Raw genomic sequence first — 26,435 nt, 5'->3', positions numbered from 1 at the left:
AGCGCCCGGAACAGGGCATACGTGACGCTGTGCGGTCCGATCACTACCGTAACGAGGTTGCGCAGCGTCACCGTCGGAGGTCTAGGCTGTCTGCTGTCCCCGATGATCCATCCGTTTCTACTGATCGAGAATTCGACGTGACGAGTGCGTTGACGCTGCCCACGGATGGCCACCTGGCGTCGTCCTGGCCGGAGCTGCCCCCGGGATCCCAGCCGCTGCCCCGCGAGCTGGACCACCTCCTGGCGCTCCGCGTGCCGGGACTGATCGCTACCCGCCGTCACCTCCACTCGCACCCTGAGCTCTCCGGCTCCGAGTTCGAGACGGCCGCACTGATCGCTCGGGAGCTCTCGCTGGCCGGGCTCAACCCGCGCCTGCTGCCCAAGGGCAACGGCGTGATCTGCGACGTCGACGGCAGGCCGGACGGCCCCGTGGTCGCGCTGCGCGCCGACATCGACGCCCTGCCACTCGACGACGTCAAGGACGTGCCCTACCGGTCGACAGTGGCGGGCGTCTGCCACGCCTGCGGCCACGACGTGCACACCACGATCCTGCTCGGCGTCGGCATGCTGCTGGCCCAACTCGCCGACCTGGGTGAGTTGGACGGGCGGGTCCGGCTCATCTTCCAGCCGGCCGAGGAGATCCTGCCCTGCGGCTCGCTGGAGGTCATCGAGGCCGGCGGCCTGGACGACGTGGTGCAGATCTTCGCGCTGCACTGCGACCCGAACCTGCCGGTCGGACGGGTCGGGCTGCGCGTCGGCCCGATCACCGCGGCCGCCGACAACGTCACAGTCCGGCTCTCCGGCCCGGGCGGGCACACCGCCCGCCCGCACCTGACCGTCGACCTGGTCGACGCGCTCGGCCGGCTGGTCACCGAGGTGCCCGCCCTGGTCAGCCGCCGGGTGCCGGCCAACAGTGGCCTGCTGCTGGTCTTCGGCCACGCGTCGGCCGGCACCCGCTACAACGTCATCCCCTCCGAGGCGAGCGCCTCCGGCACCCTGCGGGTGATGGACCGCGACACCTGGGAGCAGGCCCCGAAGATCGTCGCTCAGGTGGTCCGGGACGTGATCGCGCCGACCGGGGCCACCGTCGACCTGGAATACCTGCGCGGCCGGCCGCCGGTGTCCAACGACGCCAAGGCCATCCAGGTGTTGACCGGGGCCACCGCCGCCGCCCTCGGTCCGGAGGGCATCGCCGAGACACCGCAGAGCATGGGCGGCGAGGACTTCTCCTGGTATCTGGAGTACGTCCCCGGTGCCCTCGCCCGGCTCGGGGTGGGCCGCTCGGGTCCCAACGTCGACCTGCACCGGGCGAGCTTCGACGTGGACGAGCGGGCCATCCCCGCCGGCGTACGCGTCATGGTGCAGACCGCGCTGCGGGCACTGGCGGCGGCGCGCTGACCGGAGCGGTCGGGAGCGAGACCTTCCTGCGCCGACGCAGCACCAGCAGCAGCACCGCCACCGGTACGCCGAGCAGCACCAGCCACGGCAGCAGCGCCCCCAGCACGGTGAGCAGGACGGTCAACGAGGCGACGAACGCCTTCCAGCCGCCCCTGAGCCCGACCAGGAAGCCGGTTTCGGTCTTCTCCTCGGCGGCCTTCGCGGCCGGCCCGACGAGCGTCACGGTGATCGTGGAGAGGGCGGTCAGGTCGGCCAGTCGCCGTTTCTTGGCCTCCAGCGACGCCAGGTCGGCCTCGCGGCGACCCAACTCGTTCTCCAACGACACCAGGTCGGTGATCGAGCTGGCGCGGGCCAGCAGTCGGCGGGCGCTCTCCACCCTGGCCCGCTGGGTGGTGATACGCGCGTCGAGGTCGACGATCGCCTCGGTGGCGTCCTCGGTGCTGATCTCCCGGCTCAGCTGGCTGCCGCGTGTCGCGATCTCGTCCACCACGGCTGTGAACTTCTCCGCCGGCACCCGCAACTCCAACTCCGCCACCGCGTCGGCGCCGGCACTGCGCCGCTGGTCACCGCCGACGAAGCCACCGGCGCGGGTGACCAGGGCGCTCACCTCCCGGGCTTCGGCGTCCACATCGTCCACCTGCACCCGCATCGAACCGGTGTAGATGATGGCCCGTTGGTCGACCCGCAGGTCCGCCGCACCGGTGCCGCCCCCCTGGGGTGCCCCGGCCCCGCCCTTCTGCGGGTCCGCGGCGGCCTCGGGTGCTCCCGCCGCGTTGTCCCGCTGGGCGGCGTCGCCGTTCGCCGGGGCGACGGCCGCCTTGTCCGCCGTTCCGCTGTCGCCGGCCCCGCACCCGGTCAACACCAGCGCCGCCCCCAGCGCCGTTGCCGCCAGCAGTGTGCCGCGGCGTCGTACCGCCTGTCCGTCCATCCCCGCTCCCATCGTCGTGATCCGGTGTGGCGATAGCTCGGACGCGGCGCACACGTCGGCTGGTTCCGGCAGACTGCGCTGAGGACATCACGATTCGATAATCGAGGAGTCACGATGCGGCTCACCAAGTACGCCCACTCCTGCCTCCGGGTCGAACACGACGGGGGAGTGCTCGTCGTCGACCCCGGGGTGTTCAGCGACTCCGCGAGGGCGTTGGACGGTGCGGACGCGGTGCTGATCACCCACGAACACCCCGACCACCTCGACCTGGCCGCGGTGCGCCGGCACCTGGACAGGCAGCCGTTCCCGATCCACGGGCCGGCCTCGCTCGCCGGAGCACTCGGCGACACGGCCGAGACGTTGCGCCCGGTCGCCCCCGGCGAGTCGTTCACCGCCGCCGGGGTCGCCGTCCGCGCGTACGGGGGGCGACACGCGGTGATCCACCCCGACATTCCGGTGGTCGACAACCTCGGTTACCTGATCAACGACGTGGTCTACCACCCGGGCGACTCCCTGGTGGTGCCCGACGAGACGCCCGTCGACACGCTCTTCGCGCCGATCCACGCCCCCTGGTCGAAGTTCTCCGAGGTGGTCGACTTCATCCGCGCGGTCGCGCCCCGGCGCGCGTACGCCCTGCACGACGCGTTGCTCAACGACAACGGGCTGGGCGTGCTCGACCGGCAGTACACCGCGCTGTCCGGCACCGAATACCAGCGGCTGGAGCCCGGCAGCCGGGTGGACGTCTGACCCGATGCCCGGCCCCTCAGCGGAGCTGGTGCAGCAGCTCTACCGCATCCCACCGGACCGGTTCGTGGCCGCCCGGGACGCCGCCGTGGCCGAGGCCCGCCGTGCCGGTGATCCGGGCACCGCCCGCCAGTTGGCCCGACTACGTCGTCCGACGGTGGCCGCCTGGCTGGTGAACCTGCTCGCCATCCAACGCCCGGAGCTGGTGGCCGACCTGGTCCAGCTCGCCGACGCGCTGCGCACCGCCCAACGCGAGCTGCGGGGTGCCCGACTACGGGAGTTGTCCGCGCAGCGCCGGGCGGTGGTCGGGGCCCTGGTCGCCGAGGTCCGCACGCTCGCGGCGGCCCAGCCGGACGCCCCACCGGCCAGCCGGCTGCCACTGGCCGAGGTGGAGGCGACCCTGAACGCGGCGTTCTCCGACGTCGAGGTCGCCGAGCAGGTCCGGGCCGGCCGCCTGCTCCGGGCGACCAGCTACGCCGGCTTCGGCGAGGTGCCCCGGCCGCAGCTGCGGTTGGTCACCGGCGAGGACGAGGAGCCGGAGGAGGAACGCCCGGCCCGCCGACCGGGTGCACAGCGGGGGCGTCCCGAGGCGGTGCCCCGCCCGGACCGGTCGGCGGAGCGCGCCGAGCAGACCGCGCAGCGGGCCGCCCGCGCCGAGCGGGCCCGGCAGCGCCGCGCCCTGGACCGGGAGCTGGCCACCGCCCGTAGGGACCAGCAGCGCGCGGAGGCCGAGCTGACCGAGGCGGCCGGGCAGGAGCGGGACGACGCCGCCGTACTCGATGGGATCGAAGCCGAACTGGCCGAGCTGGAGCGGCGGCGGGCGGTCGCCGAGCAGGATCTCAGCCGGGCCAAACTCGCTCGGCGTGCCGCCGAGCGGGCGGTCACCGTGGCGCGGCGGCGCGCCGGTGAGGTGGAGGCGGCGATCGAGGCGTTGGCCGCCGAAGAGGGGGATGCGGACGCGGGCGGTGGCGCGGCAGACTGACAATCGATGGACGACGACGAGTGTGCGGGCCGTCCAGGGCGGGCGACCCCGGGTCGGGGCCCCGTCGTGGTCGACGGATCGGGCTGCCCGCGAGGGCCGCGCCGATGACACCGGAGCAGGTCGCGGCCGCCAGCAAGCCCGTCGTGCTGGACCTCGGCGACGCGTTCACCCGGGACCCGGCCACGTTGCGTCGTGCCCGGCTGCTCGGCATCTCCGGCTGGGCGTTCTACATCAGTGGCCGGGCCGGCGCGCTCGGCGACGTGCGGGCCGAGACGGCCGCCGCCGCTCTCGGGTTCATCGCCCCGGACGCGGTCGCCGACGGGTGGGACGCCGCCGCCCGGGTCGTCCCGCCCGTCGAGGTGGCGGCGGCGAGCCTCGCCGAGTGCTGCCGGTGGGGGTCGCAGCAGCTCGGCGCTCTGCCCGCCACCGAGCGCCTGGCGGTGCTCGTCGAGCGGGCGGTGGTGGCGGCGGACGCCAGCGGGATGCCGCTCTTCGCCGCGTGGCGGGTCATGCCACTGCCGGATCACTCCCCGGGTGCCCGGAGTGCCGCCGGGCTGCGACTGCTGCGGGAGCACTTCACCGGCGCCTACCTGCTGGCCGTACGCGCCGCCGGGATGACTCCGCGGGAGGCCGTGCTGGCCGGGCCGGAGGGGGAGGCCGGGGCGGTGGCCTGCGGCTGGCCGCCGCCCTACCCGCCGATCGGGCCGTTGGTGCGCCGACGACTCTGGGCGGAGGCGGTGACCAACCGTCTCGTCGCGCCGGCGTTCACGGCTCTCGGCCCGGCCGACGGCGCCGAGCTGGTGGAGTTGCTGCACCGCACCCGGGCCGACCTCGCCGCCGGTGTGTGATTGCCGACCCCGGTCGGGCCCGACCTCCGGTCCGGTCGGCGGCGGGAGCAGACTGGAGGCGTGCGAAACGCGCTGCTACGCCGACGCGGTGCCGGTGGGGCGGGACCGCAGTTCGGTGACGTAGTCGTCCGGGGCGCCCGCCTTCTCGGCGGCGTTCGCTATCTCGGACAGATACCACGAGGTCGGCAGGCCGCCCTCGTACCCGTTGAAGACGTAGATCCACGCGGTCACGTCGCCGTCGAGGGTGGAGACCCGCACGTGCAGCTTGCGGTACGTGCCGGCGGTCACTCCCTCGATCTCGTCGAGCTGCCCCGCGTCGTACGGGTGGATGTCGTAGAGCGCCACGAAGACCCGGTCACCGGGCGACTCGACGAGGGTGCTCACCGCGCCCTCCCAACCGATCACGTCCGCCCCGGCGAAGGTCAGCCGCCAGCCTTCCAGCCAGCCGGTGCCCACCATCGGCGAATGCGGGCAGTAGGCACGCATGCGGGCAGGGTCGAGATTTGAGCCGTAGGCGGCGTGATGACGCACGGCGATGACGATAGCCCGGCGGACGGGTGGGGGAGAATACGACAGTGCGTGTCGAATGCGCTCGGGAGAACAAAGTCACTGTGACCATGGACGAAGGGCGAACGCTGTGAGCCAGATCGTGATCATCGGCGGGGGGCCGGCCGGGTACGAGGCGGCCCTGGTCGCCGCCCAGCTGGACGCCGATGTCACCGTGGTCGAGGCCGACGGGGCGGGCGGAGCGTGTGTGCTCTCCGACTGCGTACCGTCGAAGACCTTCATCGCCAGCTCGGGGGTGGTCACCGGCTATCGGGACACCGAGGAGTTCGGGGTGCACTCGGACGGCCTGGAGGCGGTCACCGTCGACGCACGGGCCGTGCACGAGCGGGTCAAGCGGCTGGCGCTGGCGCAGTCCGCCGACATCCACGCCAAGCTGCTCAAGGCCGGCGTCACCGTCGTGGCCGGCACCGCGCGGCTCGGCGAGGACGCCCTCGGGCACACCCACCGGGTCGTCGTGACTCCCGCGGACGGCGGTGCGGAATACTCCATCGCGGCGACCACCGTGCTGGTGGCCACCGGCTCGACACCCCGCCAGTTGCCCACCGCCGTCCCGGACGGCGAGCGCATCCTGACCTGGCGCCAGGTGTACGACCTACCGGAGCTGCCCGAGCACCTGATCGTGGTCGGTTCCGGTGTCACGGGGGCGGAGTTCGCCAGCGCGTACCTGGCGATGGGGGTCCAGGTCACCCTGGTGTCCAGCCGGGACCGGGTGATGCCGCACGAGGACGCCGACGCCGCGTCCGCCATCGAGCGGGTCTTCCGCAACCGGGGCATGGAGATCCTCAACAACTCGCGGGCCGACGCGGTCCGTCGTACCGCGGACGGCGTCGAGGTGGAGCTTTCCGACGGCCGCAGGGTCACCGGCTCGCACGCGCTGATCACGGTCGGGTCCGTTCCGAACACGGCCAACCTGGGCCTGACCGAGTACGGCGTGGAGCTGGGCCGGGGCGGCTACGTGACGGTGGACCGGGTCTCCCGGACCAACGTGCCCGGCATCTACGCCGCCGGCGACTGCACGGGGGTGCTGCTGCTGGCAAGTGTCGCCGCGATGCAGGGTCGGATCGCCATGTGGCACGCCCTCGGTGAGGCGGTACGCCCGCTGCGGCTGCGTACCGTCGCCGCGAACGTCTTCACCGACCCGGAGTTGGCCACGGTGGGCGTCTCGCAGGACGAGGTGGACGCGGGCAGGACCCCGGCCCGGCAGGTGATGCTGCCGCTGTCCGGCAACGCCCGGGCGAAGATGGACGATCTCTCCGACGGGTTCGTGAAGTTGTTCTGCCGTCCGGCCAGCGGCCAGGTGATCGGCGGTGTGGTGGTCGCGCCGAAGGCCAGCGAGCTGATCCTGCCCATCACCATGGCCGTGGAGAACAACCTGACGGTCAACGAGCTGGCCCAGACCATCACCATCTATCCGTCGCTGTCCGGCTCGATCACCGAGGCGGCCCGCCAGCTCATGCTGCACGAGCTGGAGTAACCCGCTCTCCTTCCCGTCCGGTCTGGAGGACCGCCACCGTGGCCAGCACCGCTACCTCGGTGAGGATGAGCAGGCGTTCGGCCAGGCCGATGAGCACCCGGTCGCCGGGGTAGGCGGACCAGGCCATGGCCGCTGCCAGGGCCAGGCTGACCAGGACGAGGGTGCGTAGCGTCCGGGCGGCGGGGGCCAGTTCCGTCCGGCGGGCGAGCAGCCAACCGCCGATCGGCAGCGCCAGGAAGGCGACGACCGACGCGTACCGGTGGACGTACGCGGCGGTGGTCATGGCGGTGCCGGGCTCGTTCGTCGGCACCAGTGCGGCCAGCAGCAGCCCGCCCACCCACGCGCCGAGCAGCAGCTCGTCGGTCCCGGCGCGCGGTCGGGGCGGGCCGGTGCGACGCAGCCCGTACAGCAGCGCCACCGTGGCGAGCGCCAGCACCACCATGGCGGCGTCGATGGCGCCGCCCCGGTCGGAGACCGCGAAGTCGCTGATGGTCAGCGCCCACGGGTTGAGGTCGTCGTTGACTTCGAGGTGACCGATCAGGGTGAGCAGCGCCGCCAGGGCGATCCCGCCGAGGGCGAGCACGCCGGTGTTCCGGGTTCCAGGCATGACTCAGCCTGTCGCCGCGGACACCCGAGCCGGATCCGGGAAGCCCACCGAAATCGCCCCAGGGGACCACCCCTAGATGAATGGGTTGGGGCACACCTTCCGCGATCTTGCACTTGCGGTCGCCCTTATGTAGCTATACAACCCATTTGCGGGGACAGTAAGTGCAAGATCGCGGGGCGGGGCGGGGCGAGTTAGTCGATCGGGATGTTTGTGGCGGCGCGGGCGTGGCGGGCGCTCAGCAGGGTCATGGCCCAGCCGGCTGCGGCGAACCCGGCGGCGGCGGCGGTGGCGATGATGGCCAGCCGCCACGCCGACTCGGTGAGCGCGGTGCCGCCGAGGTGCCCGACCAGCGCGCCGTAGGTGGCCCAGCCCAGCGCGGCGACGGCCTCGTAGAGCACGAACAGCCGGTACGGGTAGCGACTGCGGCCGGCCGAGAAGCAGGCCGCCATCCGGCCGCCGGGCACGAACCGGCAGAGCAGGATGACCATCGGCCCGGGTTGGCGGAGACCCTTGGTGACCCGACTGGCCACCCGTCGGGCGCGGCTCAGCTCGGCGTGCCGGGGTGCCCGCCGGTCCGGTGCGTTTCGCCCGAGCAGGTAGCAGGCCAGGTCGCCGGCGAAGACGCCGAGCGCGCCGACGGCGATGGTGACCGGCAGGTTGAGCCCGCCGTAGACGGTGAGAGCACCACTGGTGATCATGACGATCTGGGTGGGGATCACCGGGACGAAGGCGTCCGCGACCAGCAGTGCGAGCAGCAGCAGGTACGCCCACGTCGGCGATGCGACGTCAGTCAGTAGTTCGGGCACGCCTGCCACCTCGCCGAATGCGGCCGATTGGGTGCCCTGAGCCTGACGGCGTGTCCGGCGTCACGGTGGACGGGCCCGGCCCGTCGTGACGGTCGACACGACAGGACCCACCCGGATACAACGAGGCGAGCCAGTCTCGGGTGACGGGTCCGGGGCCTGTCCCACCCGTCCCAGGCCGGTCGGCAGATCGGCTGACGTCGGCGTACCGTTGACGCGCGCGGCCCACGCCCGTCGGGTCCCCCGTTCCTGACGACTCGGGCCGCGAGGGCCGCCGGCGGGTCCCGCGCCGGCGGCCCACCTCTCCCCTCGCCGCCGTGAATCCGGGTGCGCCCCCGGTCGTCCGGGGAGTACGGTCGCCGTATGCGCAGCGCGGTAGTGGTGACCACGACGCCGGGAATCCCCGGCGCGCCGCTCTGACGTAACCACCGTCGACCAGGCCCCGGGGCGATCCGCCCCGGAGGGCCGCGCGCCGAACGGAGCCCAGGTCGTCTCCGGGTCCTCCCCGATCCAGGAGCCCGACATGATCGACCACCGTCAGCTCGGCCGCGAGCTGGACCTCTTCGTCTCCGATCCGTTGGCCGGGGCCGGCCTGCCGATCTGGTTGCCGGCCGGAGCCGCCGCCCGGCATGCCGTCGAGGAGTACGTCCGGGAGTTGGAACGCGGCTCCGGCCACCAGCACGTCTACTCGCCCCCGCTGGGCAAACGCCAACTGTTCGAACTCTCCGGGCACCTCGGCTACTTCGTCGACGACATGTTCCCGCCGATGCGACTGAGCGCGGACGACGAGTTCGTGCTCCGGCCGGCGCTCTGCCCACACCACGCCCTGGTCTTCCGTGCCCGGGGCCGCTCCTATCGCGAGCTGCCGCTGCGGATCGCGGAGTTGGGCGGAATGTACCGCTCGGAGCGTTCCGGGGTGCTCGGCGGGCTGTCCCGGGTACGCGCCATCTCGCTCAACGACGCGCACACCTTCTGCGCCCCCGAGCAGGTGGGCGGGGAGGTCGTCGAGATCCTCCGACTGATCCGCGCCGCGCACGCCGCGCTCGGCGTCCGCCCGGCCGGCTTCCGGCTGTCGCTGCGCGGACCGGGCGAGAAGTACGTCGGTGACGACGCGCAGTGGGCCGTCGCGGAGGACCTGCTCCGCGGCGCGCTGGCCGGGGTGGAGTACGTCGAGGCACCGGGGGAGGCGGCCTTCTACGGCCCGAAGATCGACATTCAGATCGTCGACGCCGCCGGCCGGGAGTCGACCATCTCCACCATTCAGCTGGACTTCGACAAGCCGGAACGGTTCGACCTGTCGTACACCGACTCGGACGGCAGCCGGCGTCGACCGGTGATGGTGCACCGCAGCCTGGTCGGCAGCATGGAGCGGCTCTTCGCGTACCTCATCGAGGTGCACGAGGGCGCCTTCCCGGCCTGGTACGCGCCGGTCCACCTGGTGCTGCTGCCGGTCGACGACGGGCAGGCCGACGCGGCGGCCGACCTGGCCCGGCGGGCCGTCGACGCCGGCCTGCGGGTCGAGGTGGACGTCGCCGGTTCGCTGGGCTCCCGGATCCGGGACGCGGCTCGCCGCCGCGTCCCGTACCTCGGGGTGTTGGGTGCCCGCGAGGCGGCCGACGGGCACCTCGCGCTGCGCCTGCGCGGCGGCCGGACCCTGGATCCGATGCCCGCGGACGCGGCGCTCGCCCTGATCGGCGGCCAGGTCGCCGCGCGCGCCGCCGAGCTGCTTCCGGCCGGCTGACCCACCCGCCGAGCTGGGGTGGGTCGCCGTCGCTCGCGTGGCGCGCACGGCGACCCGCCTCAGACCGCAGCGGGTTGGGCGGCCGGGTCGGCCGCTTCCTCGTCGGCGACGGCACCGGTGAACTGGGAGCGGTACAGCCGGTGGTACGCGCCATGGGCGGCGAGCAACTGCTCGTGGGTGCCCTGCTCGACGATCCGACCGTCCTCCATCATCAGGATCAGGTCGGCGTCGCGGATGGTGGAGAGCCGGTGGGCGATGACGAAGCTGGTCCGGTCCGAACGCAGCGCGGCCATCGCCCGTTGCAACAGCACCTCGGTGCGGGTGTCCACCGAGCTGGTGGCCTCGTCCAGGATCAGCAGCGACGGCTCGGCGAGGAACGCGCGGGCGATGGTGATGAGCTGCTTCTCACCGGCGCTGACGTTGCTGCCCTCCTCGTCGATGACCGTGTCGTAGCCGTCCGGCAGGCTGCGCACGAACCGGTCCACGAAGGTCGCCCGAGCCGCGGCGAGGATCTCCTCCTCGGTCGCGGCCGGTCGCCCGTAGGCGATGTTGTCGCGGATGGTGCCGCCGAACAGCCAGGTGTCCTGGAGCACCATGCCGATCCGACGGCGCAGGTCGTCGCGGCGCATCGTGGTGATGTCCACCCCGTCGAGCGTGATCCGGCCGGCGTCCAGCTCGTAGAAGCGCATGACCAGGTTGACAAGTGTGGTCTTGCCGGCGCCGGTCGGGCCGACGATCGCCACCGTGTGCCCCGGCTCGGCGACCAGCGACAGGTCGTCGATCAGCGGCTTGTCCGTCTCGTAGCGGAACGAGACGTGCTCGAACTCGACCCGACCGTGCGGGTCGGCCACCCGGGCCGGCTGGACCGGGTCGGGCGTCTGCTCGTCGGCGTCGAGCACCGCGAAGACCCGCTCGGCCGAGGCCACCCCGGACTGGAGCAGGTTGGCCATCGACGCGAGCTGGGTGAGCGGTTGGGTGAACTGTTGGGAGTACTGGATGAACGCCTGCACGTCACCGAGGCTCATCGTCCCGGAGGCGACCCGCAGCCCGCCGACCACGGCGATTGCCACGTAGCTCAGGTTTCCGATGAACATCATCGACGGCATGATGATCCCGGAGATGAACTGCGCCCCGAAGCTCGCCCGGAACAACTCCTCGTTCTTCGCGTGGAACGCGGCCTCCACCTCACGCTGCCGGCCGAAGACCTTCACCAGCTCATGACCGGTGTACGCCTCCTCGATCTGACCGTTCAGCTCGCCGGTGTGCGTCCACTGGGCGATGAACTGCTTCTGCGAGCGCTTGGCGATTCGCTGGGTGACAAGCACCGACAACGGCACGGCGACCAGGGCCACCAGGGCCAGCAGCGGTGAGATCCAGAACATCACGGCCAGCACGCCGACGACGGTCAGCAGCGAGGTGAGCAGCTGGCTCAGCGTCTGCTGGAGGCTCGTCGCGATGTTGTCGATGTCGTTGGTGACCCGGCTGAGCAGCTCGCCGCGCGGCTGCCTGTCGAAGTACGGCAGCGGCAGCCGGTTGATCTTCTCCTCCACCTCGGCGCGCAACCGCAGCACGGTGCGCTGGACCACCCCGCTGAGCAGCCAGCCCTGCCACCAGGACAGCACGCTCGCGGCCAGGTAGAGCCCGAGCGCCAGCAGCAGCACCCGACCCAGGGCGGTGAAGTCGATGCCCACACCGGGCACCACGTCCATCCGGGCGAGCATGTCGGCGAAGCTGTCGTTGCCGCTGGCCCGCGCCGCGGCGACGGCCTGGTCGGCGGTGGTGCCGGCGGGCAGTTCCCGGCCGATCACCCCGCTGAAGATCAGGTCGGTGGCGTGGCCGAGGATCTTCGGCCCGGCCACGCTGAACCCGACGCTCACCACGGCCAACGTGATGATCGCGGACAGGTGCACCCGGTGCGGGCGCAGCCGGCCGAGCAGCCGTCGGGCGGACGGCCCGAAGTTCATCGACTTCTCGGCGGGCATCCCGGCGCTCATCCAGCCCGGGCCACGGCCGGGCGGCAGCCGCTTCGGCGTCGCCCCGCCACCGCCGGGCTGCTGCGCGGCGTCGCCTCCCGGCGTCCGTCCGTCGGCGGCCGGCTTCTGACTGGGTACGGCCGCGCCGCGCGGCTCGTCGCGCTCGCTCATGCCGCCACCTCCGTGGTCTGCTGGGACGCCACGATCTCGGCGTACGTCGGGCAGGTCTCCAACAGGTCCGCGTGTCGTCCCACTCCGACGACACCTCCGTTCTCCAGAACGATGATCTGGTCGGCGTCGATGATCGTGGACACCCGCTGGGCCACGATGATCACCGCGGACTGCGCGGTGACCGGCCGCAGGGCGGCTCGCAGCCGCGCGTCCGTGCCCAGGTCCAGCGCCGAGAACGAGTCGTCGAAGAGGTAGATCTCCGGCTGCCGGACCAACGCCCTCGCGATGGCCAGGCGCTGTCGCTGCCCACCGGAGACGGTGGTGCCGCCCTGCGCGATCGGCGCCTCCAGGCCGCCGGGCATCTGGGCCACGAAGTCTCGCGCCTGGGCGATCTCCAACGCCGCCCACAGCTCCTCGTCGGTGGCGTCCGGGTTGCCGTAGCGCAGGTTGCTGGCGACAGTCCCGGTGAACAGGTACGGCCGCTGCGGCACGAGGCCGATCCGCCCCCACAGCTCGTCGGGCGCCAACTCGCGCACGTCCACCCCGTCGACGAGCACCGCGCCGGCGGTGACGTCGACCAGGCGGGGAATCAGCGACAGCAGTGTCGTCTTGCCCGCGCCGGTGCTGCCGATGATCGCCGTGGTGGTGCCCGGGGTGGCCCGGAAGGAGATGTCCCGCAGCACCGGCTCCACCGCGCCCGGGTACTGGAAGCGCACCCCGCGCAGCTCCAACTCGGCCCGGGCGGCCAGCTCGCTGACCGGCGCGGCGGCCGGGACCACCGAGGAGTCGGTGTCCAGCACCTCGACGATCCGCTCGGCGCAGACCGCGGCCCGGGGCACCATCATCAGCATGAAGGTGGCCATCATCACGGCCATCAGGATCTGCATCAGGTATTGCAGGAAGGCGATGAGCGCGCCGACCTGGATCGCGTTGGCGTCCACCCGCTGCGCACCGAACCAGAGCGCCGCCACGCTGGAGACGTTCAGCACCAGCATGACCACCGGGAAGATCAGCGCCAGTAGCCGGCCGGTCCGCAGCGCGGTGGCGGTCAGGTCGGCGTTGGCCACGCCGAAGCGGTCCGTCTCGTACGGCTCGCGGACGAACGCGCGGACCACCCGGATGCCGGTGATCTGCTCGCGCAGCACCCGGTTGACCGTGTCGATGCGGGTCTGCATCAGCCGGAAGCCCGGCACGATCCGGCGGATGATCGTGCCGAGCGTGATGGCCAGGACCGGCACGCTGACCAGCATCAGCCAGGAGAGCCCGACATCCTCACGCAGCGCCATCACCACGCCGCCGACGCTCATGATCGGCGCGGCGACCAGCATGGTGCAGCTCATCACGACGAGCATCTGCACCTGTTGCACGTCGTTGGTGTTGCGGGTGATCAGTGACGGCGCTCCGAACCGGGCCACCTCGCGGGCGGAGAAGCGGTTGACGTGCTCGAACAGCGTGGCCCGGACGTCTCGGCCGAAGCCCATCGCGACCCGCGCGCCCAGGTAGACCGCGGCGATCGAACAGACGATCTGAACCAGGCTGACCAGCAGCATCCACCCGCCGGTGTGCACGATGTAGTCGGTGTCGCCCCGGGCCACGCCCTTGTCGATGATGTCGGCGTTGAGACTGGGCAGGTAGAGCGAGGCCATGGTGCCCACGAACTGGAGCAGCACCAGAGCCAGCAACGGTCGTTGGTAGGTGCGCAGTTGGTTGCGCAACAGTCGGATCAGCACGCCGGGTCCTTCTGCTCGGTAGGGCGGCCGGTCATCCGCGGGTCGTCCCCGCTGCCGATGACCTCTAGCAGGAACTCGCGGATCACCTGTGCCTTCGCCGGATCGCTGTCGACCGAGGTGAGTGGGCGTCCGGCGTGCATCAGCGTGCTGAGCGTGGCCGCTCGCTCCCGCCCGGCGGGGGTGAGGACGATGCGTACGCTGCGTCGGTCACTGTCGTCGCGCTGCCGTTCGACAAGTCCGTCGCGGACCAGCGTGTCCACGATGCCGGTCAAGGTCGCCGGCCGGACGAAGCCCTTCTCGGCGACCTCACGGTGGGGCAGCTCGCCGTGTCGGGCGAGCGTCATCAGGGTGACCATGCCGGCTTGGGTGAGGCCGTGCTCCTCGGCGAGGTAGCGGTTCCACCGCTGCCCGACCAGGTGTCCGGCCACCACCAGCAGCCGGGCCAGCGGCACATCCTGGAGAGTGACGAGTTCCACGGGAAGCAGATTAGCTCCCTGATAGTCAGGGGCCAAACGAAATTGCCGCGGCAGTGGCCACGAACACGATCTGCAGGACGGTGCGCGGCCCGAGCGCGGTGACCGGACGCCCGCCCAGGGGCAGCCGCCGACGCGCGGCGGAGACGTTGGCCGGGAACATCGCGAGCATGAGCAGGCCGAGCCCGGCCGCGGCCAGTCGTGCGGTCGCCGGGATCAGCAGTCCGACGGCACCCGCCAGTTCGAGGACGCCGGTGAGCGTCACCAGCAGGGCCGGGTGGGGTAGGCGGGGCGGGACCATCGCGATCAGGTCGGCACGGCGCTGACCGGCGAAGTGCGCGAGACCGGTCAGCACGAACATCGTGGCCAGCCCGACCCGCAGCGCGGGGTGCCAGCCGTCCAGTGCGGAGCTGCCGGTCGCGCCGGCGAGGCGGGCCAGTGCGGTGCCGGCGATCAGGGCGATCAGGGGTGCCATCGGAATCCTCCTCGGAGAAACTTGTCAGTGACAAGATTGCGAGGCGGGATGGCATCTTGTCAATGACAAGATAGGATTCGGGTATGACCGGGACGCGCGCCTACCACCACGGCGACCTCCGCCGCGCCCTGCTCGCGGCGGCCCTGGAGGCCATCGAGGAGGTGGGACCCGCCACGCTGAGCCTGCGCGACCTGGCTCGTCGGGCCGGCGTCTCACACGCCGCGCCCGCACACCACTTCGGCGACAAGGCCGGCCTGCTCACCGCGCTCGCCGCTCAGGGCTTCGAGCTGCTGGCCCAGACGTTGGTTGCCGCGAAAGACGACTTCCTGGAGGCCGGTGTCGCGTACGTCGACTTCGCTGTCACGCACCGCGCGTACTTCGAGGTGATGTTCCGGCCCGAGCTCTACCGGGCCGACGACCCCGAGCTGATCGCGGCACGGGAGCGCTCCGGTGCCGCACTCCGCTCCGGAGTGGCCGCCCTGGCCGGCGACAGTGGTCCGGTCGACGCCGACCGGCACGCGCTCGCGGCCTGGTCGATCGCCCACGGCTTCGCGACCCTCTGGTTGTCGGGCGCCCTGCCGGACCGCGTCGGCGACCACCCGGGCGACGCGGCCCGAGCCGTGCTGAGCCGCCTGCCCACCCACCAGCAGGCCCCCGGCCCGGCCCCGGGCTCGTGAGGCTACTGCCACGACACGTCGACGCGGACGGCGACAACCTCATGATCAACAGAGGTTGGGCGGGGGTTACCAACTGGTGGGCAGGGGCATCCCCTCGGTGAAACCGGCGGCACTCTGGACGCCCACGATCGCCTGGTCGTGGAACTGCGTGAGGTTGCGTGCGCCGGCGTAGGTGAAGGCGCTGCGTACCCCGGCGATGATCTCGTCGATCAGGTCCTCGACGCCGGGCCGGGCCGGGTCCAGATACATCCGGGCCGAGGAGATGCCCTCCTCGAACACCGCCTTGCGGGCCCGGTCGTACGGGCTGTCGTCGGCGGTTCGGGCGCTGACCGCCCGAGCCGAGGCCATCCCGAAGCTCTCCTTGTACCGCCGGCCGTCCGGCTCGGTGTAGAGGTCACCGGGGGACTCGTAGGTGCCGGCGAACCACGAGCCGATCATCACGTTCGACGCCCCCGCGGCGAGTGCGAGCGCCACGTCCCGGGGGTGCCGCACCCCGCCGTCGGCCCAGACGTGTCGGCCCAGTTGCCGGGCCGCTGCCGCGCAGTCGAGGACGGCGGAGAACTGTGGTCGACCCACGCCGGTCATCATCCGGGTGGTGCACATCGCGCCCGGCCCGACGCCGACCTTGATGATGTCCGCTCCCGCCTCGACCAAGTCGCGTACCCCTTCGGCGGTGACCACGTTGCCGGCCGCCACGGGCACCCCCGGGTCCAGCTTGCGGACCGCCTGAAGGGCGGAGATCATCCGCGTCTGGTGGCCGTGCGCGGTGTCCACGACCAGCGTGTCCACCCCCGCCTCCAGCAGCGCGGCGGCCTTACCTGTCACGTCGCCGTTGATGCCGACGGCCGCGGCGATGCGCAGCCGGCCCCGGTCGTCCACGGCCGGCGTGTACAGGGTGGCGCGCAGCGCGCCCTGCCGGGTCAGCACCCCGACCAGCCGGCCGTCGGCGTCCACCACCGGAGCGAGCCGGCGACGACCCGCGGAGAGCAGGTCGAAGCCGGTACGCGGGTCCGCGTCCGCCGGGACGGTGTGCAACTCGGTGGACATCACGTGCCGGAGTTGGGCGAACCGGTCCACGCCCGTGGTGTCCGCCTCGGTGACCACGCCCATCGGCCGACCGGCGTCGTCGACCACGATCACCGCCGCGTGCGAGCGCTTGGGCAGCAGGTGGATGGCGTCACCCACGGTCTCGGTCGGGCCCAGGGTGATCGGCGTGTCGTAGACCAGGTGCCGCTGCTTGACCCAGGCGACGACGTTCGCGACGACCTCGATCGGGATGTCCTGCGGGATCACCGCGATCGCACCGCGCCGGGCCACCGTCTCGGCCATCCGCCGGCCGGCGACCGCCGTCATGTTGGACACCACAAGCGGGATGGTGGTGCCGGTGCCGTCACCGGTGGACAGGTCGACGTCCAGCCGGGAGCCGAGGTCGGAACGGGCCGGCGCCATGAAGACGTCGGTATAGGTCAGGTCGTGCGCGGGGGCCGCGCCGTGAAGGAACCGCACCCGACCATCATTCCCGCTCCCGGCCGCCGCCGCCGGGTCCGGTGCCGCAAACCACTCCCGCCGCGCGCCCAGCCCGCCTCCGCGCGGGGTGCCGTTCCGTCAGGCGATGGTGCAGATGGGGGCACCGGCGGTGAGCACCGCGCCGACCTCGGCGGTGAGCCCGCTCACCGTGCCCGACTTGTGGGCGTGCAGCGGCTGCTCCATCTTCATCGCCTCCAGCACCACCACCAGGTCCCCCTCGGCCACCGTGTCGCCGTCGGCTACCGCGATCTTGACGATGGTGCCCTGCATGGGTGAGGTGAGCGCGTCGCCGCTGACCGGTGCGCCCGCCTTGGCCGCGCCGCCGCGTCGAGCCGGCTTACGGGTGGCGGGTGCCGCGGTGGTCGTACTCCCGCCGAAGCCGGCGGGGAGGCTGACCTCCAGGCGCTTGCCGCCCACCTCGACCACGACGGTCTGGCGTTCCGCCGGCGCCTCGGCGGTGCCGGCGGCGGCGGCGAACGGCGGCACGGTGTTGTGGAACTCCGTCTCGATCCAGCGGGTGTGCACGGTGAACGGTTCGGCGGTGAACGCCTCGTCCCGCACGACCAGCCGGTGGAACGGCAGCGCGGTCGCCATCCCGTCGACGATCATCTCGTCCAGGGCCCGGCGGGCGCGCTCCAGTGCCTCGGCCCGCGTCTCACCGGTGATGATCAGCTTGGCCAGCAGTGAGTCGAAGTTGCCGCCGATCACGTCGCCGGCCGAGATGCCGGTGTCCACCCGCACACCCGGGCCGGTGGGCAGTCGCAGCGCGGTGACCGTGCCCGGGGCGGGCAGGAAGTTGCGGCCCGGATCCTCGCCGTTGATCCGGAACTCGATCGAGTGCCCGCGCGGCGTCGGGTCCTCGGTGCTCCGCAGCTTCGCGCCGTCGGCGATCCGGAACTGCTCGCGCACCAGGTCGATGCCGGCGGTCTCCTCGGTGACCGGGTGCTCGACCTGGAGTCGGGTGTTGACCTCCAGGAAGGAGATGGTGCCGTCCTTGCCGACGAGGTATTCGACAGTGCCGGCACCGTGGTAGCCGGCCTCGCGGCAGATCGCCTTGGCGCTGTCGTGGATCTGGGCCCGCTGGGCGTCGGTGAGGAACGGCGCGGGTGCCTCCTCCACGAGCTTCTGGTGTCGACGCTGCAACGAGCAGTCCCGGGTGCCGACCACGATCACGTTGCCGTGCTGGTCGGCGAGGACCTGCGCCTCGACGTGGCGGGGTTGGTCCAGGTAACGCTCGACGAAGCACTCGCCCCGCCCGAACGCGGCGACCGCCTCCCGGGTGGCCGACTCGAAGAGCTGGGGGATCTCCTCCATCGTCCGGGCGACCTTGAGGCCGCGCCCGCCGCCGCCGAAGGCGGCCTTGATGGCGACCGGCAGGCCGTGGTCGACGGCGAACGCCATCACCTCGTCCGGGCTGGCCACCGGGTCCGGGGTGCCGGGCACCAGCGGCGCGCCGGCACGCTGCGCGATGTGCCGGGCGGTGACCTTGTCGCCCAGGTCGCGGATCGCCTGCGGGGTGGGGCCGATCCAGGTCAGCCCGGCGTCGATGACCGCCTGGGCGAAGTCGGCGTTCTCACTGAGGAAGCCATAACCCGGGTGTACGGCGTCCGCGCCGGCGCGGGCGGCCACGTCGAGCAGTTTGTCGATGCGCAGGTAGGTCTCGGTCGCGCTGTCCCCGCCGAGTGCGTACGCCTCGTCCGCGAGGGTGGCGTGCAGGGCCTCGCGGTCGGAGTCCGCGTACACGGCGACGCTGCCCAGGCCGGCGTCGCGGCACGCACGGATCACCCGAACGGCGATCTCGCCGCGGTTGGCGATGAGTACCTTGCGCACCTTCGTGGCTCCTCCCCGGGCAGGTTACTGACGGGGAGTGTATCGGCCGCCCCGCTGACCCTAACGATCGCTCAGTGTGGAATGCGGCACTCATCATAGTCAAACTTGGCTATTACGCTTGCGGGGTGTCTGCGACTCGAATGATGATCCTCGGTCTGGTGCGGTGGATGCAGCCCGTGCACGGCTACGACGTGCGCCGCGAGCTGTTGAGCTGGAGCGCCGACAAGTGGGCGAACGTGCAGCCTGGCTCGATCTACCACGCCCTGCGCAAGCTCACCGAGGAGGGACTGCTCCGCGCCGTCGCCACCGAGCAGGTCGGAGCCCGTCCGGCCCGGACCACCTACGAGGTGACCGCCAAGGGTGAGGACGAGTTCGAGACCATGCTGCGCAACCTCTGGTGGAACCTCGTCGAGCCCTCGGACCCCTTCGCGGTGGCCTTCTCGTTCCTGCCGGCCATGCCGCGTGCCGAGGCCGCCGCGGCCCTGCGCAATCGGGCCAATCTGCTGCGTGCCGGCGTCGAGTCCATGCGGGCCTCCCTTGAGTCGGACTGGGTGCGTCATCGCAAGCCGGTGCACGTGGGCTGGATGTTCGAGCTGTGGGCGGCGCGGGCGGAGGCGGAGATGGGGTGGTGCGAGCGGATCGCCGAGCGGATCGACTCCGGCGTGTCGTACCTGCCCGCTGAACTGGAGAGCGTCGAGGGTTGGTCGGGGTGGAAGGAGCGCCGGGAGTCGGAGCCTCCGACACGAGCGGAATAATCAACGTTGACTACAAGAGTTATATCGCGTTAGCCTGCTGTCGGCACAGCGGGGGAGTGCGCCGTCCGGCGTTCGTCCCACTCGACGGCCGGCGCGCGGCCGGCCCGAACGACACTCGACGGCCGGCCCCGCCGGCCCGAACGACCAGGAGCAGAAATGATCGAGACCAGGGGGCTGCGGAAGTCGTTCCGCTCCCGCGCGGGTCGAGAGACAAAGACGGTGGACGCCGTACGCGGTGTCAACCTTGAGGTCGCCGAAGGCGAGATCTTCGGCTTCCTCGGCCCGAACGGCGCTGGCAAGACCACCACGCTGCGGATGCTCGCCACGCTCATCGAGCCGGACGGCGGTGACGCCACCATCGCCGGTGCCGACCTGCGTAAGGACCCAGCCGAGGTGCGTCGGCGGATCGGCTACGTCCCGCAGGGCGGCAGCACCTGGGACGAGTCCACCGCCCGCGACGAGCTGGTGCTGCACGCCCGCATGTACGGCATCAGCAAGGCCGACGCGCAGCGGCGCGCGGTCCGCGCGCTGGACGCCTTCCAGCTCACCGAGTACGCGGACCGCAAGTGCAAGACCTACTCGGGAGGCCAGCGCCGACGGGTCGAGATCGCGCTCGGCATCATCCACGAGCCGAAGATCGTCTTCCTGGACGAGCCGACCACCGGCCTCGACCCGCAGAGCCGCGCCCACATGTGGGACGAGATCCGGCGGCTGCGCAGCGACGGCATGACCGTCTTCATCACCACGCACTACCTGGACGAGGCCGACGCGCTCTGCGACCGGATCGCGATCATGGACAACGGCGAGGTGGTGGCCGAGGGCACGCCAGCCGAACTCAAGCGCGAGATCTCCGGCGACGTGGTGCTTGTCGGTCTCGACCTGGCCGCGACCCCGCAGGCCACCCAGGTGCTCGACGGCGAGCCCTACGTCAACAAGCTGGAGGCCATCGACGAGGGCGGCCTGCGCCTCTACGTCGACGAGGGCGCCACCGCCATCCCGCAGGTGCTGCGCAGGCTCGACCAGGCCGGGCTGGAGCTGCGCTCGATCGAGCTGCACCGACCCAGCCTGGACGACGTCTTCCTCACCAAGACCGGCCGCTCGCTGCGCGAGTCCTGACCACCACTCGCTGCGCGAGTCCCGACCACCGGAGACCACTCATGAAATTCGCCCGTGACACCTGGTTGATCTTCCAGCGCCAGACGCAACTCCTGCTGCGCAACCCGGTCTGGGTCTTCGTCGGCGTGTTCCAGCCGGTCATGTACCTGCTGCTCTTCGCCCCGCTGCTCAAACCGGCACTGAACGCGCCCACCCAGGCCGCCGCCTACAAGATCTTCGTTCCCGGCCTGTTGGTGCTGTTGGCGATCTTCGGGGGGCTGTTCCAGGGCTTCGGCCTGATCGCCGAACTGCGCGCCGGCGTCATCGAACGCTCCCGGGTCACCCCGATCAGCCGGCTCGCCCTGCTGCTCGGCCGCTCACTGCGTGACGTCGTGTCGCTCGTCGTGCAGGCGATCATCATCACCCTGCTGGCGCTCCTGTTCGACCTGCGGGTGTTCATCGGGGACCTGCTGCTGGCGTACCTGATGCTCGCCCTGATCGCCCTCATGACCTCGGCCGTCTCCTACGGCGTCGCGCTCAAGGTCAAGAGCGAGGACGCGCTGGCCCCCCTGATGAACACGGTGGCGCAGCCGGTACTGCTGCTGTCCGGCATCCTGCTGCCGCTCACCTTCGCCCCCGGCTGGTTGCAGGGCATCGCCAACTGGAACCCGTTCTCCTGGGCGGTCGACGGCACCCGTGCGCTGTTCGCCGGTGACCTCGCCAGCGACAAGGTCTGGCAGGGCCTCAGCATCACCGCGGTGCTCGCCGCGCTCGGCGTCTACTGGGCCGCCCGCCAGTTCGCCCGCAGCGTCCGCTGACGCGATCTGCCTGCGCGGCCCGGCCGCTCCGGTCGGCCAGGCGGCGCGGGCAAATCGACGGCGCGGGCGGTCGACGCGGGCGGTCGGCGCGGCGCGGGCGCTTGGCTCGGCGCCGCGCGGCGGTCGGCGCGGCGCGGGCGGTCGACGCGGCGGCGCGGGCTTGATCGACTCGGGTTCCTGGAAGTCGGGGTGTCCTACCGCTTGGGAGGCCGCGACCTTCAGGAACCCGAGTGGATCAAACGCCGGGCGTGGCCGCTCAGAGCACCCGGGCGAGGGTGAGGCCGTCCGCGATCGGCAGCATCACCGGGTCCACCCGTACGTCGGCCAACACCTCATCATTGAACGCGGCGATCGCCCGGTCGCCCTCGTTCTGCGGCGCGACGATCCGCCCGCCGCGCAGGACGTTGTCGACAGCGATCACCGCACCGGGCCGCATCCGGGGCACCAACTCGGCCCAGTAGACGGGGTAGCCCGTCTTGTCGGCGTCGATGAACGCAAAGTCCAGGTAGCGCTCGTGCGGCAACTCCCGCAACGTCTCCCCGGCCGGGCCGATGCGCAGCTCGATCCGGTCCTGCACGCCGGCCCGTTCCCAGTAGCGCCGGGCGATGCCGGTGAACTCCTCGGAGATGTCGAAGCAGGTCAGCCGCCCACCCTCGGGCAACCCGCGGGCGATCGCCAGCGACGAGAGCCCGGTGAACGTGCCGATCTCGACGGCCTGCCGTACGTCGAGCAGCCGCGTCAGGAACGTCAGAAAGGCGGCCTGCTCCGGTGCCACCTGCATGGTGGCGTGCTCCGGCAGCACCGACCGGGTTTCCTCGGCCAGGTCCAGAATGATTTCGTCGGGCGGGGAGCCGTGCGAGACCAGGTACGCGTGCAGTTCGTCAGTGAGCGGGATCGACTTGGTGGTCATGACCGGACGTTACCGAGTGGCTCGACCGATTGGCCGCCCGGCGCGACCTTCGTCCACAGGTCGGTGATCCGCAGATCCAACTCGGCGAGGAGGCGGCGCAGCAGCGGCATCGACAACCCGATAACCGTCCCCGGGTCACCCTCGATCCGTTCCACGAACGGCCCGCCCAACCCGTCGATGGTGAACGCGCCGGCCACCGCCAGCGGCTCGCCACTGCCCACGTACGCGGCGATCTCTTCGTCGCTGATATCGGCGAAGTGGACAGTGGTCGAGGCGACCGCCTCCGCGCGCCGCCCGGCGGCAACGTCGATCAGGCAGTGCCCACTGTGCAGGACGCCGCTGCGCCCCCGCATCCGCAGCCAACGCCCGGTGGCATCCGCCGGGTCCGCTGGCTTGCCGAGGATCTCCCCGTCGAACGCGAGCACGGAGTCGCACCCGATCACCAACGTCCGCTGGTCGGCACCAGGGCTCAGCCGGGTCAACACCGCCTGCGCCTTGAGGCGCGCCAACTCCAGGCACAACTCCTCGGCCCGCTCGGTCACCACCAACGACTCGTCCACCCCGCTGACCAGCACATCTGGCTCAATCCCAGCAGCCTGGAGCAACTTGCGACGGGCGGGGCTCGCCGAGGCGAGCACAAGGCGGAGCGGCAGAGTCTCAGACACCCACCCGACGTTACCGGCTAACCACCCACACAACGCCCCCCACCACGCAGCAACACCCGCGCCGGCCCAAGCGGCGTCGCCCGTGCAGCGTCGCCCGTGATCGACTCGCTTTCCTTGAAACCGCGGTGTCCCACCGCCCCCGACACCGCGACATCAAGGAACCCGAGTCGATCACGGCGCCGTCTGCCAATCAGCGACTGATCCTGGGCGGTGGATCATCGCCGCGCCGCCGCCGCCGCGCCACCACCGCCCATCCGACCCCCACAGCCAAGATCACCCCAAGGGTGACCACGCCACGCACCGTCGCATCGCCGTCATCACCCGGCTGGGCATCAACGGCCGTCTTCGGGCCAGCATCAGCCGGCGCGCTCACAGATTCAAACCCCAGCGGCGGTACGTCCGCAGTCAGCGCCGCCACAAGATCGATCACGCCATAGCCGTACTCGTCGTCACGCCCAGGCGGGCCCTTGTCCACAGCCGTCGCCGTGAGTCGATGCGCCACCTCCCGCGCTGGCAGATACGGGTACTTGGACCGGATCAACGCAGCCGCCCCCGCCACGATCGCCGTGGCGTCAGACGTGCCGGTGCCTTTGCGGTACTTGCCGTCGATACTCGTGCTGTAGATATCGACCGCCGGCGCAACCACGTCAATCTCCGGCCCGGTCACCGAAACGGCAGCGTGGTTGCCGTCCCGGTCGATTCCGCCGACAGCTATTACCCCCTCCTCGGATGCGGGATAACCAACTGCGGCGTCCTGGGGGTGGTTGCCAGCTGAGGCTACTACAACTACATCCGCCGCAAGTGCTGCCTTGATGGAACGCTGGAGTGGAATCCCGGCCCCGCCTACTGAAGATATGCTGATTATGTCAGCCCCATTGCGGATGGCGAAGTTGATGGCAGCAGCCAGATTGTCGGGTTCCTCTTTACCGTCAGCAGGTGTGTCACGAATTGGCAGTATACGCGCTTCTGGAGCTATTCCTAGCACGCCCAAGTTGGCGCCTTGGCCATGTGCAGCAATTAAGCCAGCCATTCCGGTGCCGTGACTGTGCTGGTCGCTCTGGCCGTTGCCATCACCTCCGGCGAGGATGTCGGTTCCTTGAAGAAGATTCCTGCGAAGGTCGGGGTGTGGTTGGACGCCGGTATCCGGGACTGCGACGATTACTCCCGCTCCTCGGCAAATTTGCTGGGCTTCGGAGGTTTTGAGGTAGGTTAGATGCCATTGATCAGACCGGACTCGTTCAATACCGCCGGGCTTATAATTCGTAGGTTGGGCACTAGTTTTGAGGGGATAAACCGTCGACAGCGTCACCAGCAGGCTGATCACTGATATCTTGGGGATTTGTCTGGCTAATGTCATTACCTGTTAAAGCCGATGGCCGGGCCAGGGTCATGCGGACCGTGTTCCTCTGAAGGTCGCACGACAGGATCTACTCCCTGCTCAGTTTCCCATGGATGGTCAGGGTCCCAGCCGTGCCGTCCTTCGTTCTGCCCCTGCCTGTTGGTGCGGCCGGGCGGGTAGTTTGCGCCTGGGCTCGTGGTGGCAGTGCCACCGAAGCCGGGGGCACCACCGATCGGTGGCAGGTGCTGTCCTCCGACCAAACTCCGACCTCCGCCTGGACGGGAGCCTGCTCCACCGGTTGGAGCAGTCCCGGCGCCGCCGCCGCCGATTACGCCGCCGATCGGATTTACTCTTCGTGTCGGGTTGGAGCCGGACCCAGGCTGTCCGAGTCCAGGGTTAGGCGCTCCACCAATAAGGCCACCTGGCGGCATCGGTCGTGTTGTTGGCGGCGGGGTATGCGGAGCGAAGTTGTTGCTCCCATTGAACGGCCGACCACTGGTTGCGGGATTTCCGTTTAAGGGCGAAGTTGGGGGATGAGCTATTGGTCCCGGCTGCAGCGGTGCTGGGCCGATGCCGGGCGCTTGAGCGGATATTCCAGCCACGGGTGCCGCAGCGCTCGTCGGAGGCGAGGCAACTCCGGCACTGGTGCCGCCAAGGACTGGCCCTATCACGGGGGCGGATTGGGTGGGTTGTGGGCCGCTCGGCGAACTGGGCCTGGGCGAAGGAGGGCTTGAGTCGACGGCTATTGGCACCGACAGGATTGGAGGGATTATCGGCGCGGCGGAGCCATAAGCGTCCGAGTCTGAGGGATCCCGTCTCGGGCGTGGAGGTGCTGCTGGTGGTTTTTGGAGGGTTGCTTGGGCTTGTTGGAGTTCGCCACTGAGGTTGAACATGGCCGTCCGTGCCTGAGTATTCAGTCGTTCCAGGTCCGCGTCAGTAACAGGCGCCTCGGCCATCCGGTTGCCCATTATCGCTTTCGGGTCGGTGGCCATCGACTCGTACGCCTGCTTCTGTTGGGACTTGGTCGCGTACTCCTCGTGGATCTTGCGGAGCGCGGCGCGGGTGGTGCCGATGGCCTGGGTGGCGGCGGCGAGCGCGGTGTAGTTCGCGGCGGCGGCGTCGTGGGTGCGCTGCACCTTGTCGATCAGTTCGTCGAGCTCGGCCAGATACGTGCTGGAGGCGGCGCTGGTCTCGGGGGGCCACGCCTCGGCGAGCCCGCGCCGGTATTCCCGGAGGCGGCTGAGGTGGGTTTGTGCCAGGTCGCAGACCTTGCGCCAGCCGGCGACCTGCTTCCAGTGGTTGGTGGTGTCGTGGTCCTGTAGGCAGGCCCACATGCTGTTGACGTCCATCAGGTGCCAGTCGGTGAGGGCGGAGGTGCGGCCGGTGCCTCGGTCGATCATGGCAGGACCACCGGCCCTCCGGCATCGGCGTCGGCGCCGGTCGGGTCGGTCAGCATCGGTGTCGGACCGCCGGGCAGCATGCTGGTGGGGTCGGCGAGGGCCTGTCGCACGTCCACCACTCGCGCGGCGGTGAAGGCGTCGCTGTCGGCGTATCGGCTGGCGACCTGGTCGGCGGCGGCGGCCAGGTGGCCGGTGGCGCCGCGGACGGCGTACACGATGTCGGCGGTGGCCTGCTGCGTCTCGTGGTGCGCGTGCAGGAACGTGACCAGCTCGACGAAGGCGTCGCACGGGTTGGGCAGCTTCGCGGACATGTCTTCGGCGATGTACGACAGGTGCGGCGCGTAGTTGCTCTCGACCTCGGCGGCGAGCCGGTCGGCGAACTCTCTGAGCTGGCTGATGTCGGCCTCGATGCCGCCGTAGCCGCGCAGCCAGGGCGCTGGCCGGTCCTCCTGAGGGATCACGGGTCCTCCCTAAGTGTCACCGCACCGTCTCCCTGAGTGAGGGTA

The 26,435-nt window shown here is 71.0% G+C and carries 25 protein-coding genes; 11 read left to right on the top strand and 14 right to left on the bottom strand.

Going from position 1 to position 26,435, the window contains the following annotated elements; translation table 11 throughout:
- Positions 1-137: 137 nt before the first annotated feature.
- Positions 138-1,397 (top strand): amidohydrolase, encoded by a 1,260-nt coding sequence (locus tag ACGFIW_RS07105; RefSeq protein ID WP_393311566.1) that lies wholly within the window; start codon positions 138-140, stop codon positions 1,395-1,397.
- Here the strand turns inward: ACGFIW_RS07105 and ACGFIW_RS07100 are convergent.
- A complete protein-coding gene (locus ACGFIW_RS07100; protein ID WP_393312734.1) occupies positions 1,354-2,346 on the bottom strand; it encodes a DUF4349 domain-containing protein in 993 nt (330 codons plus the stop codon). The genes ACGFIW_RS07105 and ACGFIW_RS07100 overlap by 44 nt on opposite strands.
- Before the next feature lie 93 nt (positions 2,347-2,439).
- On the opposite strand from ACGFIW_RS07100, the gene ACGFIW_RS07095 reads away from it, so the two are divergent.
- From ACGFIW_RS07095 to ACGFIW_RS07085, 3 genes are all read left to right on the top strand, one after another.
- Positions 2,440-3,072, top strand: coding sequence for an MBL fold metallo-hydrolase (locus ACGFIW_RS07095; RefSeq protein WP_393311564.1), 633 nt, complete (start codon positions 2,440-2,442; stop codon positions 3,070-3,072).
- A gap of 4 nt (positions 3,073-3,076) precedes the next feature.
- Positions 3,077-4,051 carry a hypothetical protein gene (locus tag ACGFIW_RS07090; protein ID WP_393311562.1) on the top strand — a complete coding sequence of 325 codons (975 nt, stop codon included), beginning with the start codon at positions 3,077-3,079 and terminating at the stop codon, positions 4,049-4,051.
- A 104-nt stretch (positions 4,052-4,155) separates the two neighbouring features.
- Positions 4,156-4,899: a hypothetical protein gene (locus ACGFIW_RS07085; RefSeq protein WP_393311560.1), complete on the top strand. Its 744-nt coding sequence runs from the start codon at positions 4,156-4,158 to the stop codon at positions 4,897-4,899.
- 75 nt (positions 4,900-4,974) lie between these two features.
- On the opposite strand, the gene ACGFIW_RS07080 is transcribed toward ACGFIW_RS07085, so the two are convergent.
- Positions 4,975-5,430, bottom strand: a complete 456-nt coding sequence (locus ACGFIW_RS07080) for a gamma-glutamylcyclotransferase (protein WP_130407236.1) — start codon at positions 5,428-5,430, stop codon at positions 4,975-4,977.
- Positions 5,431-5,536: 106 nt separating this feature from the next.
- On the opposite strand from ACGFIW_RS07080, the gene ACGFIW_RS07075 reads away from it, so the two are divergent.
- Positions 5,537-6,940, top strand: coding sequence for an NAD(P)H-quinone dehydrogenase (locus ACGFIW_RS07075; protein WP_393311558.1), 1,404 nt, complete (start codon positions 5,537-5,539; stop codon positions 6,938-6,940).
- Here the strand turns inward: ACGFIW_RS07075 and ACGFIW_RS07070 are convergent.
- Together ACGFIW_RS07070 and ACGFIW_RS07065 are read right to left on the bottom strand one after the other, a co-directional pair.
- Positions 6,918-7,547 carry a DUF998 domain-containing protein gene (locus tag ACGFIW_RS07070; protein WP_393311556.1) on the bottom strand — a complete coding sequence of 210 codons (630 nt, stop codon included), beginning with the start codon at positions 7,545-7,547 and terminating at the stop codon, positions 6,918-6,920. The genes ACGFIW_RS07075 and ACGFIW_RS07070 overlap by 23 nt on opposite strands.
- Positions 7,548-7,738: 191 nt before the next feature.
- Positions 7,739-8,353, bottom strand: coding sequence for a DedA family protein (locus ACGFIW_RS07065; protein ID WP_393311554.1), 615 nt, complete (start codon positions 8,351-8,353; stop codon positions 7,739-7,741).
- A gap of 520 nt (positions 8,354-8,873) precedes the next feature.
- On the opposite strand from ACGFIW_RS07065, the gene thrS reads away from it, so the two are divergent.
- On the top strand, positions 8,874-10,091 hold the full coding sequence (gene thrS / locus ACGFIW_RS07060; RefSeq protein ID WP_393311552.1) for a threonine--tRNA ligase: 1,218 nt from the start codon (positions 8,874-8,876) through the stop codon (positions 10,089-10,091).
- A 59-nt stretch (positions 10,092-10,150) separates the two neighbouring features.
- Here thrS and ACGFIW_RS07055 read toward each other — a convergent pair whose 3' ends face one another.
- From ACGFIW_RS07055 to ACGFIW_RS07040, 4 genes are read right to left on the bottom strand one after another with little or no spacing between them, the layout of a single operon-like run.
- Positions 10,151-12,235 carry an ABC transporter ATP-binding protein gene (locus tag ACGFIW_RS07055; RefSeq protein WP_393311550.1) on the bottom strand — a complete coding sequence of 695 codons (2,085 nt, stop codon included), beginning with the start codon at positions 12,233-12,235 and terminating at the stop codon, positions 10,151-10,153.
- Entirely contained in the window at positions 12,232-13,965 is a 1,734-nt protein-coding gene (locus tag ACGFIW_RS07050) for an ABC transporter ATP-binding protein (protein ID WP_393311548.1), read from the bottom strand. The genes ACGFIW_RS07055 and ACGFIW_RS07050 overlap by 4 nt, the downstream gene beginning before the upstream one ends.
- Positions 13,959-14,441, bottom strand: coding sequence for a MarR family transcriptional regulator (locus ACGFIW_RS07045; protein ID WP_357555644.1), 483 nt, complete (start codon positions 14,439-14,441; stop codon positions 13,959-13,961). The genes ACGFIW_RS07050 and ACGFIW_RS07045 overlap by 7 nt, the downstream gene beginning before the upstream one ends.
- Positions 14,442-14,466: 25 nt before the next feature.
- Entirely contained in the window at positions 14,467-14,913 is a 447-nt protein-coding gene (locus ACGFIW_RS07040; RefSeq protein ID WP_393311546.1) for a DoxX family membrane protein, read from the bottom strand.
- Between the two features lie 83 nt (positions 14,914-14,996).
- Here ACGFIW_RS07040 and ACGFIW_RS07035 point away from each other — a divergent pair, with 83 nt between their 5' ends.
- On the top strand, positions 14,997-15,590 hold the full coding sequence (locus ACGFIW_RS07035; RefSeq protein ID WP_393311544.1) for a TetR/AcrR family transcriptional regulator: 594 nt from the start codon (positions 14,997-14,999) through the stop codon (positions 15,588-15,590).
- A 66-nt stretch (positions 15,591-15,656) separates the two neighbouring features.
- On the opposite strand, the gene ACGFIW_RS07030 is transcribed toward ACGFIW_RS07035, so the two are convergent.
- Both ACGFIW_RS07030 and ACGFIW_RS07025 read right to left on the bottom strand, forming a co-directional pair.
- On the bottom strand, positions 15,657-17,096 hold the full coding sequence (locus ACGFIW_RS07030; RefSeq protein ID WP_393311542.1) for a GuaB1 family IMP dehydrogenase-related protein: 1,440 nt from the start codon (positions 17,094-17,096) through the stop codon (positions 15,657-15,659).
- A 99-nt stretch (positions 17,097-17,195) separates the two neighbouring features.
- Positions 17,196-18,947, bottom strand: a complete 1,752-nt coding sequence (locus ACGFIW_RS07025; protein ID WP_393311540.1) for an acetyl/propionyl/methylcrotonyl-CoA carboxylase subunit alpha — start codon at positions 18,945-18,947, stop codon at positions 17,196-17,198.
- Between the two features lie 140 nt (positions 18,948-19,087).
- On the opposite strand from ACGFIW_RS07025, the gene ACGFIW_RS07020 reads away from it, so the two are divergent.
- The 3 genes from ACGFIW_RS07020 (at position 19,088) to ACGFIW_RS07010 (ending at position 21,615) form a co-directional block, all read left to right on the top strand.
- Complete coding sequence (locus ACGFIW_RS07020) at positions 19,088-19,702, top strand: PadR family transcriptional regulator (protein WP_393312732.1); 615 nt, start codon at positions 19,088-19,090, stop codon at positions 19,700-19,702.
- Positions 19,703-19,858: 156 nt separating this feature from the next.
- Positions 19,859-20,818: an ATP-binding cassette domain-containing protein gene (locus ACGFIW_RS07015; RefSeq protein WP_393311538.1), complete on the top strand. Its 960-nt coding sequence runs from the start codon at positions 19,859-19,861 to the stop codon at positions 20,816-20,818.
- A 41-nt stretch (positions 20,819-20,859) separates the two neighbouring features.
- On the top strand, positions 20,860-21,615 hold the full coding sequence (locus ACGFIW_RS07010; RefSeq protein WP_357076433.1) for an ABC transporter permease: 756 nt from the start codon (positions 20,860-20,862) through the stop codon (positions 21,613-21,615).
- Between the two features lie 256 nt (positions 21,616-21,871).
- Here ACGFIW_RS07010 and ACGFIW_RS07005 read toward each other — a convergent pair whose 3' ends face one another.
- The 3 genes from ACGFIW_RS07005 to mycP form a co-directional block, all read right to left on the bottom strand.
- Positions 21,872-22,525 carry an O-methyltransferase gene (locus tag ACGFIW_RS07005; RefSeq protein ID WP_393311536.1) on the bottom strand — a complete coding sequence of 218 codons (654 nt, stop codon included), beginning with the start codon at positions 22,523-22,525 and terminating at the stop codon, positions 21,872-21,874.
- Positions 22,522-23,190: a Maf family protein gene (locus ACGFIW_RS07000; protein WP_393311534.1), complete on the bottom strand. Its 669-nt coding sequence runs from the start codon at positions 23,188-23,190 to the stop codon at positions 22,522-22,524. Before ACGFIW_RS07000 ends, ACGFIW_RS07005 begins: the two co-directional genes overlap by 4 nt.
- Before the next feature lie 190 nt (positions 23,191-23,380).
- Positions 23,381-24,529, bottom strand: coding sequence for a type VII secretion-associated serine protease mycosin (mycP, locus tag ACGFIW_RS06995; protein WP_393312730.1), 1,149 nt, complete (start codon positions 24,527-24,529; stop codon positions 23,381-23,383).
- Positions 24,530-25,392: 863 nt separating this feature from the next.
- On the opposite strand from mycP, the gene ACGFIW_RS06990 reads away from it, so the two are divergent.
- Positions 25,393-25,851 carry a hypothetical protein gene (locus ACGFIW_RS06990; RefSeq protein WP_393311532.1) on the top strand — a complete coding sequence of 153 codons (459 nt, stop codon included), beginning with the start codon at positions 25,393-25,395 and terminating at the stop codon, positions 25,849-25,851.
- A 74-nt stretch (positions 25,852-25,925) separates the two neighbouring features.
- Here the strand turns inward: ACGFIW_RS06990 and ACGFIW_RS06985 are convergent, their stop codons facing one another.
- Positions 25,926-26,390 carry a hypothetical protein gene (locus tag ACGFIW_RS06985; protein WP_393311530.1) on the bottom strand — a complete coding sequence of 155 codons (465 nt, stop codon included), beginning with the start codon at positions 26,388-26,390 and terminating at the stop codon, positions 25,926-25,928.
- Positions 26,391-26,435 lie beyond the last annotated feature (45 nt).

Origin of the sequence: Micromonospora sp. NPDC048935, from assembly GCF_043197875.1 — a bacterium.
Taxonomy (GTDB): Bacteria; Actinomycetota; Actinomycetes; order Mycobacteriales; family Micromonosporaceae; genus Micromonospora.
Note: the sequence above shows the minus strand (reverse complement) of the source record. Positions and strands in the feature narration are given on the sequence as shown.

Bases quoted from the DNA above. Each gene is read 5' to 3' on its own strand.
- ACGFIW_RS07095 (WP_393311564.1), top strand. From the start codon at position 2,440: ATGCGGCTCACCAAGTACGCCCACTCCTGCCTCCGGGTCGAACACGAC.
- ACGFIW_RS07090 (WP_393311562.1), top strand. From the start codon at position 3,077: ATGCCCGGCCCCTCAGCGGAGCTGGTGCAGCAGCTCTACCGCATCCCA.
- ACGFIW_RS07085 (WP_393311560.1), top strand. From the start codon at position 4,156: ATGACACCGGAGCAGGTCGCGGCCGCCAGCAAGCCCGTCGTGCTGGAC.
- ACGFIW_RS07070 (WP_393311556.1), bottom strand. From the start codon at position 7,547: ATGCCTGGAACCCGGAACACCGGCGTGCTCGCCCTCGGCGGGATCGCC.
- thrS (WP_393311552.1), top strand. From the start codon at position 8,874: ATGATCGACCACCGTCAGCTCGGCCGCGAGCTGGACCTCTTCGTCTCC.
- ACGFIW_RS07055 (WP_393311550.1), bottom strand. From the start codon at position 12,235: ATGAGCGAGCGCGACGAGCCGCGCGGCGCGGCCGTACCCAGTCAGAAG.
- ACGFIW_RS07040 (WP_393311546.1), bottom strand. From the start codon at position 14,913: ATGGCACCCCTGATCGCCCTGATCGCCGGCACCGCACTGGCCCGCCTC.
- ACGFIW_RS07035 (WP_393311544.1), top strand. From the start codon at position 14,997: ATGACCGGGACGCGCGCCTACCACCACGGCGACCTCCGCCGCGCCCTG.
- ACGFIW_RS07020 (WP_393312732.1), top strand. From the start codon at position 19,088: ATGATGATCCTCGGTCTGGTGCGGTGGATGCAGCCCGTGCACGGCTAC.
- ACGFIW_RS07015 (WP_393311538.1), top strand. From the start codon at position 19,859: ATGATCGAGACCAGGGGGCTGCGGAAGTCGTTCCGCTCCCGCGCGGGT.
- ACGFIW_RS07010 (WP_357076433.1), top strand. From the start codon at position 20,860: ATGAAATTCGCCCGTGACACCTGGTTGATCTTCCAGCGCCAGACGCAA.
- ACGFIW_RS07005 (WP_393311536.1), bottom strand. From the start codon at position 22,525: ATGACCACCAAGTCGATCCCGCTCACTGACGAACTGCACGCGTACCTG.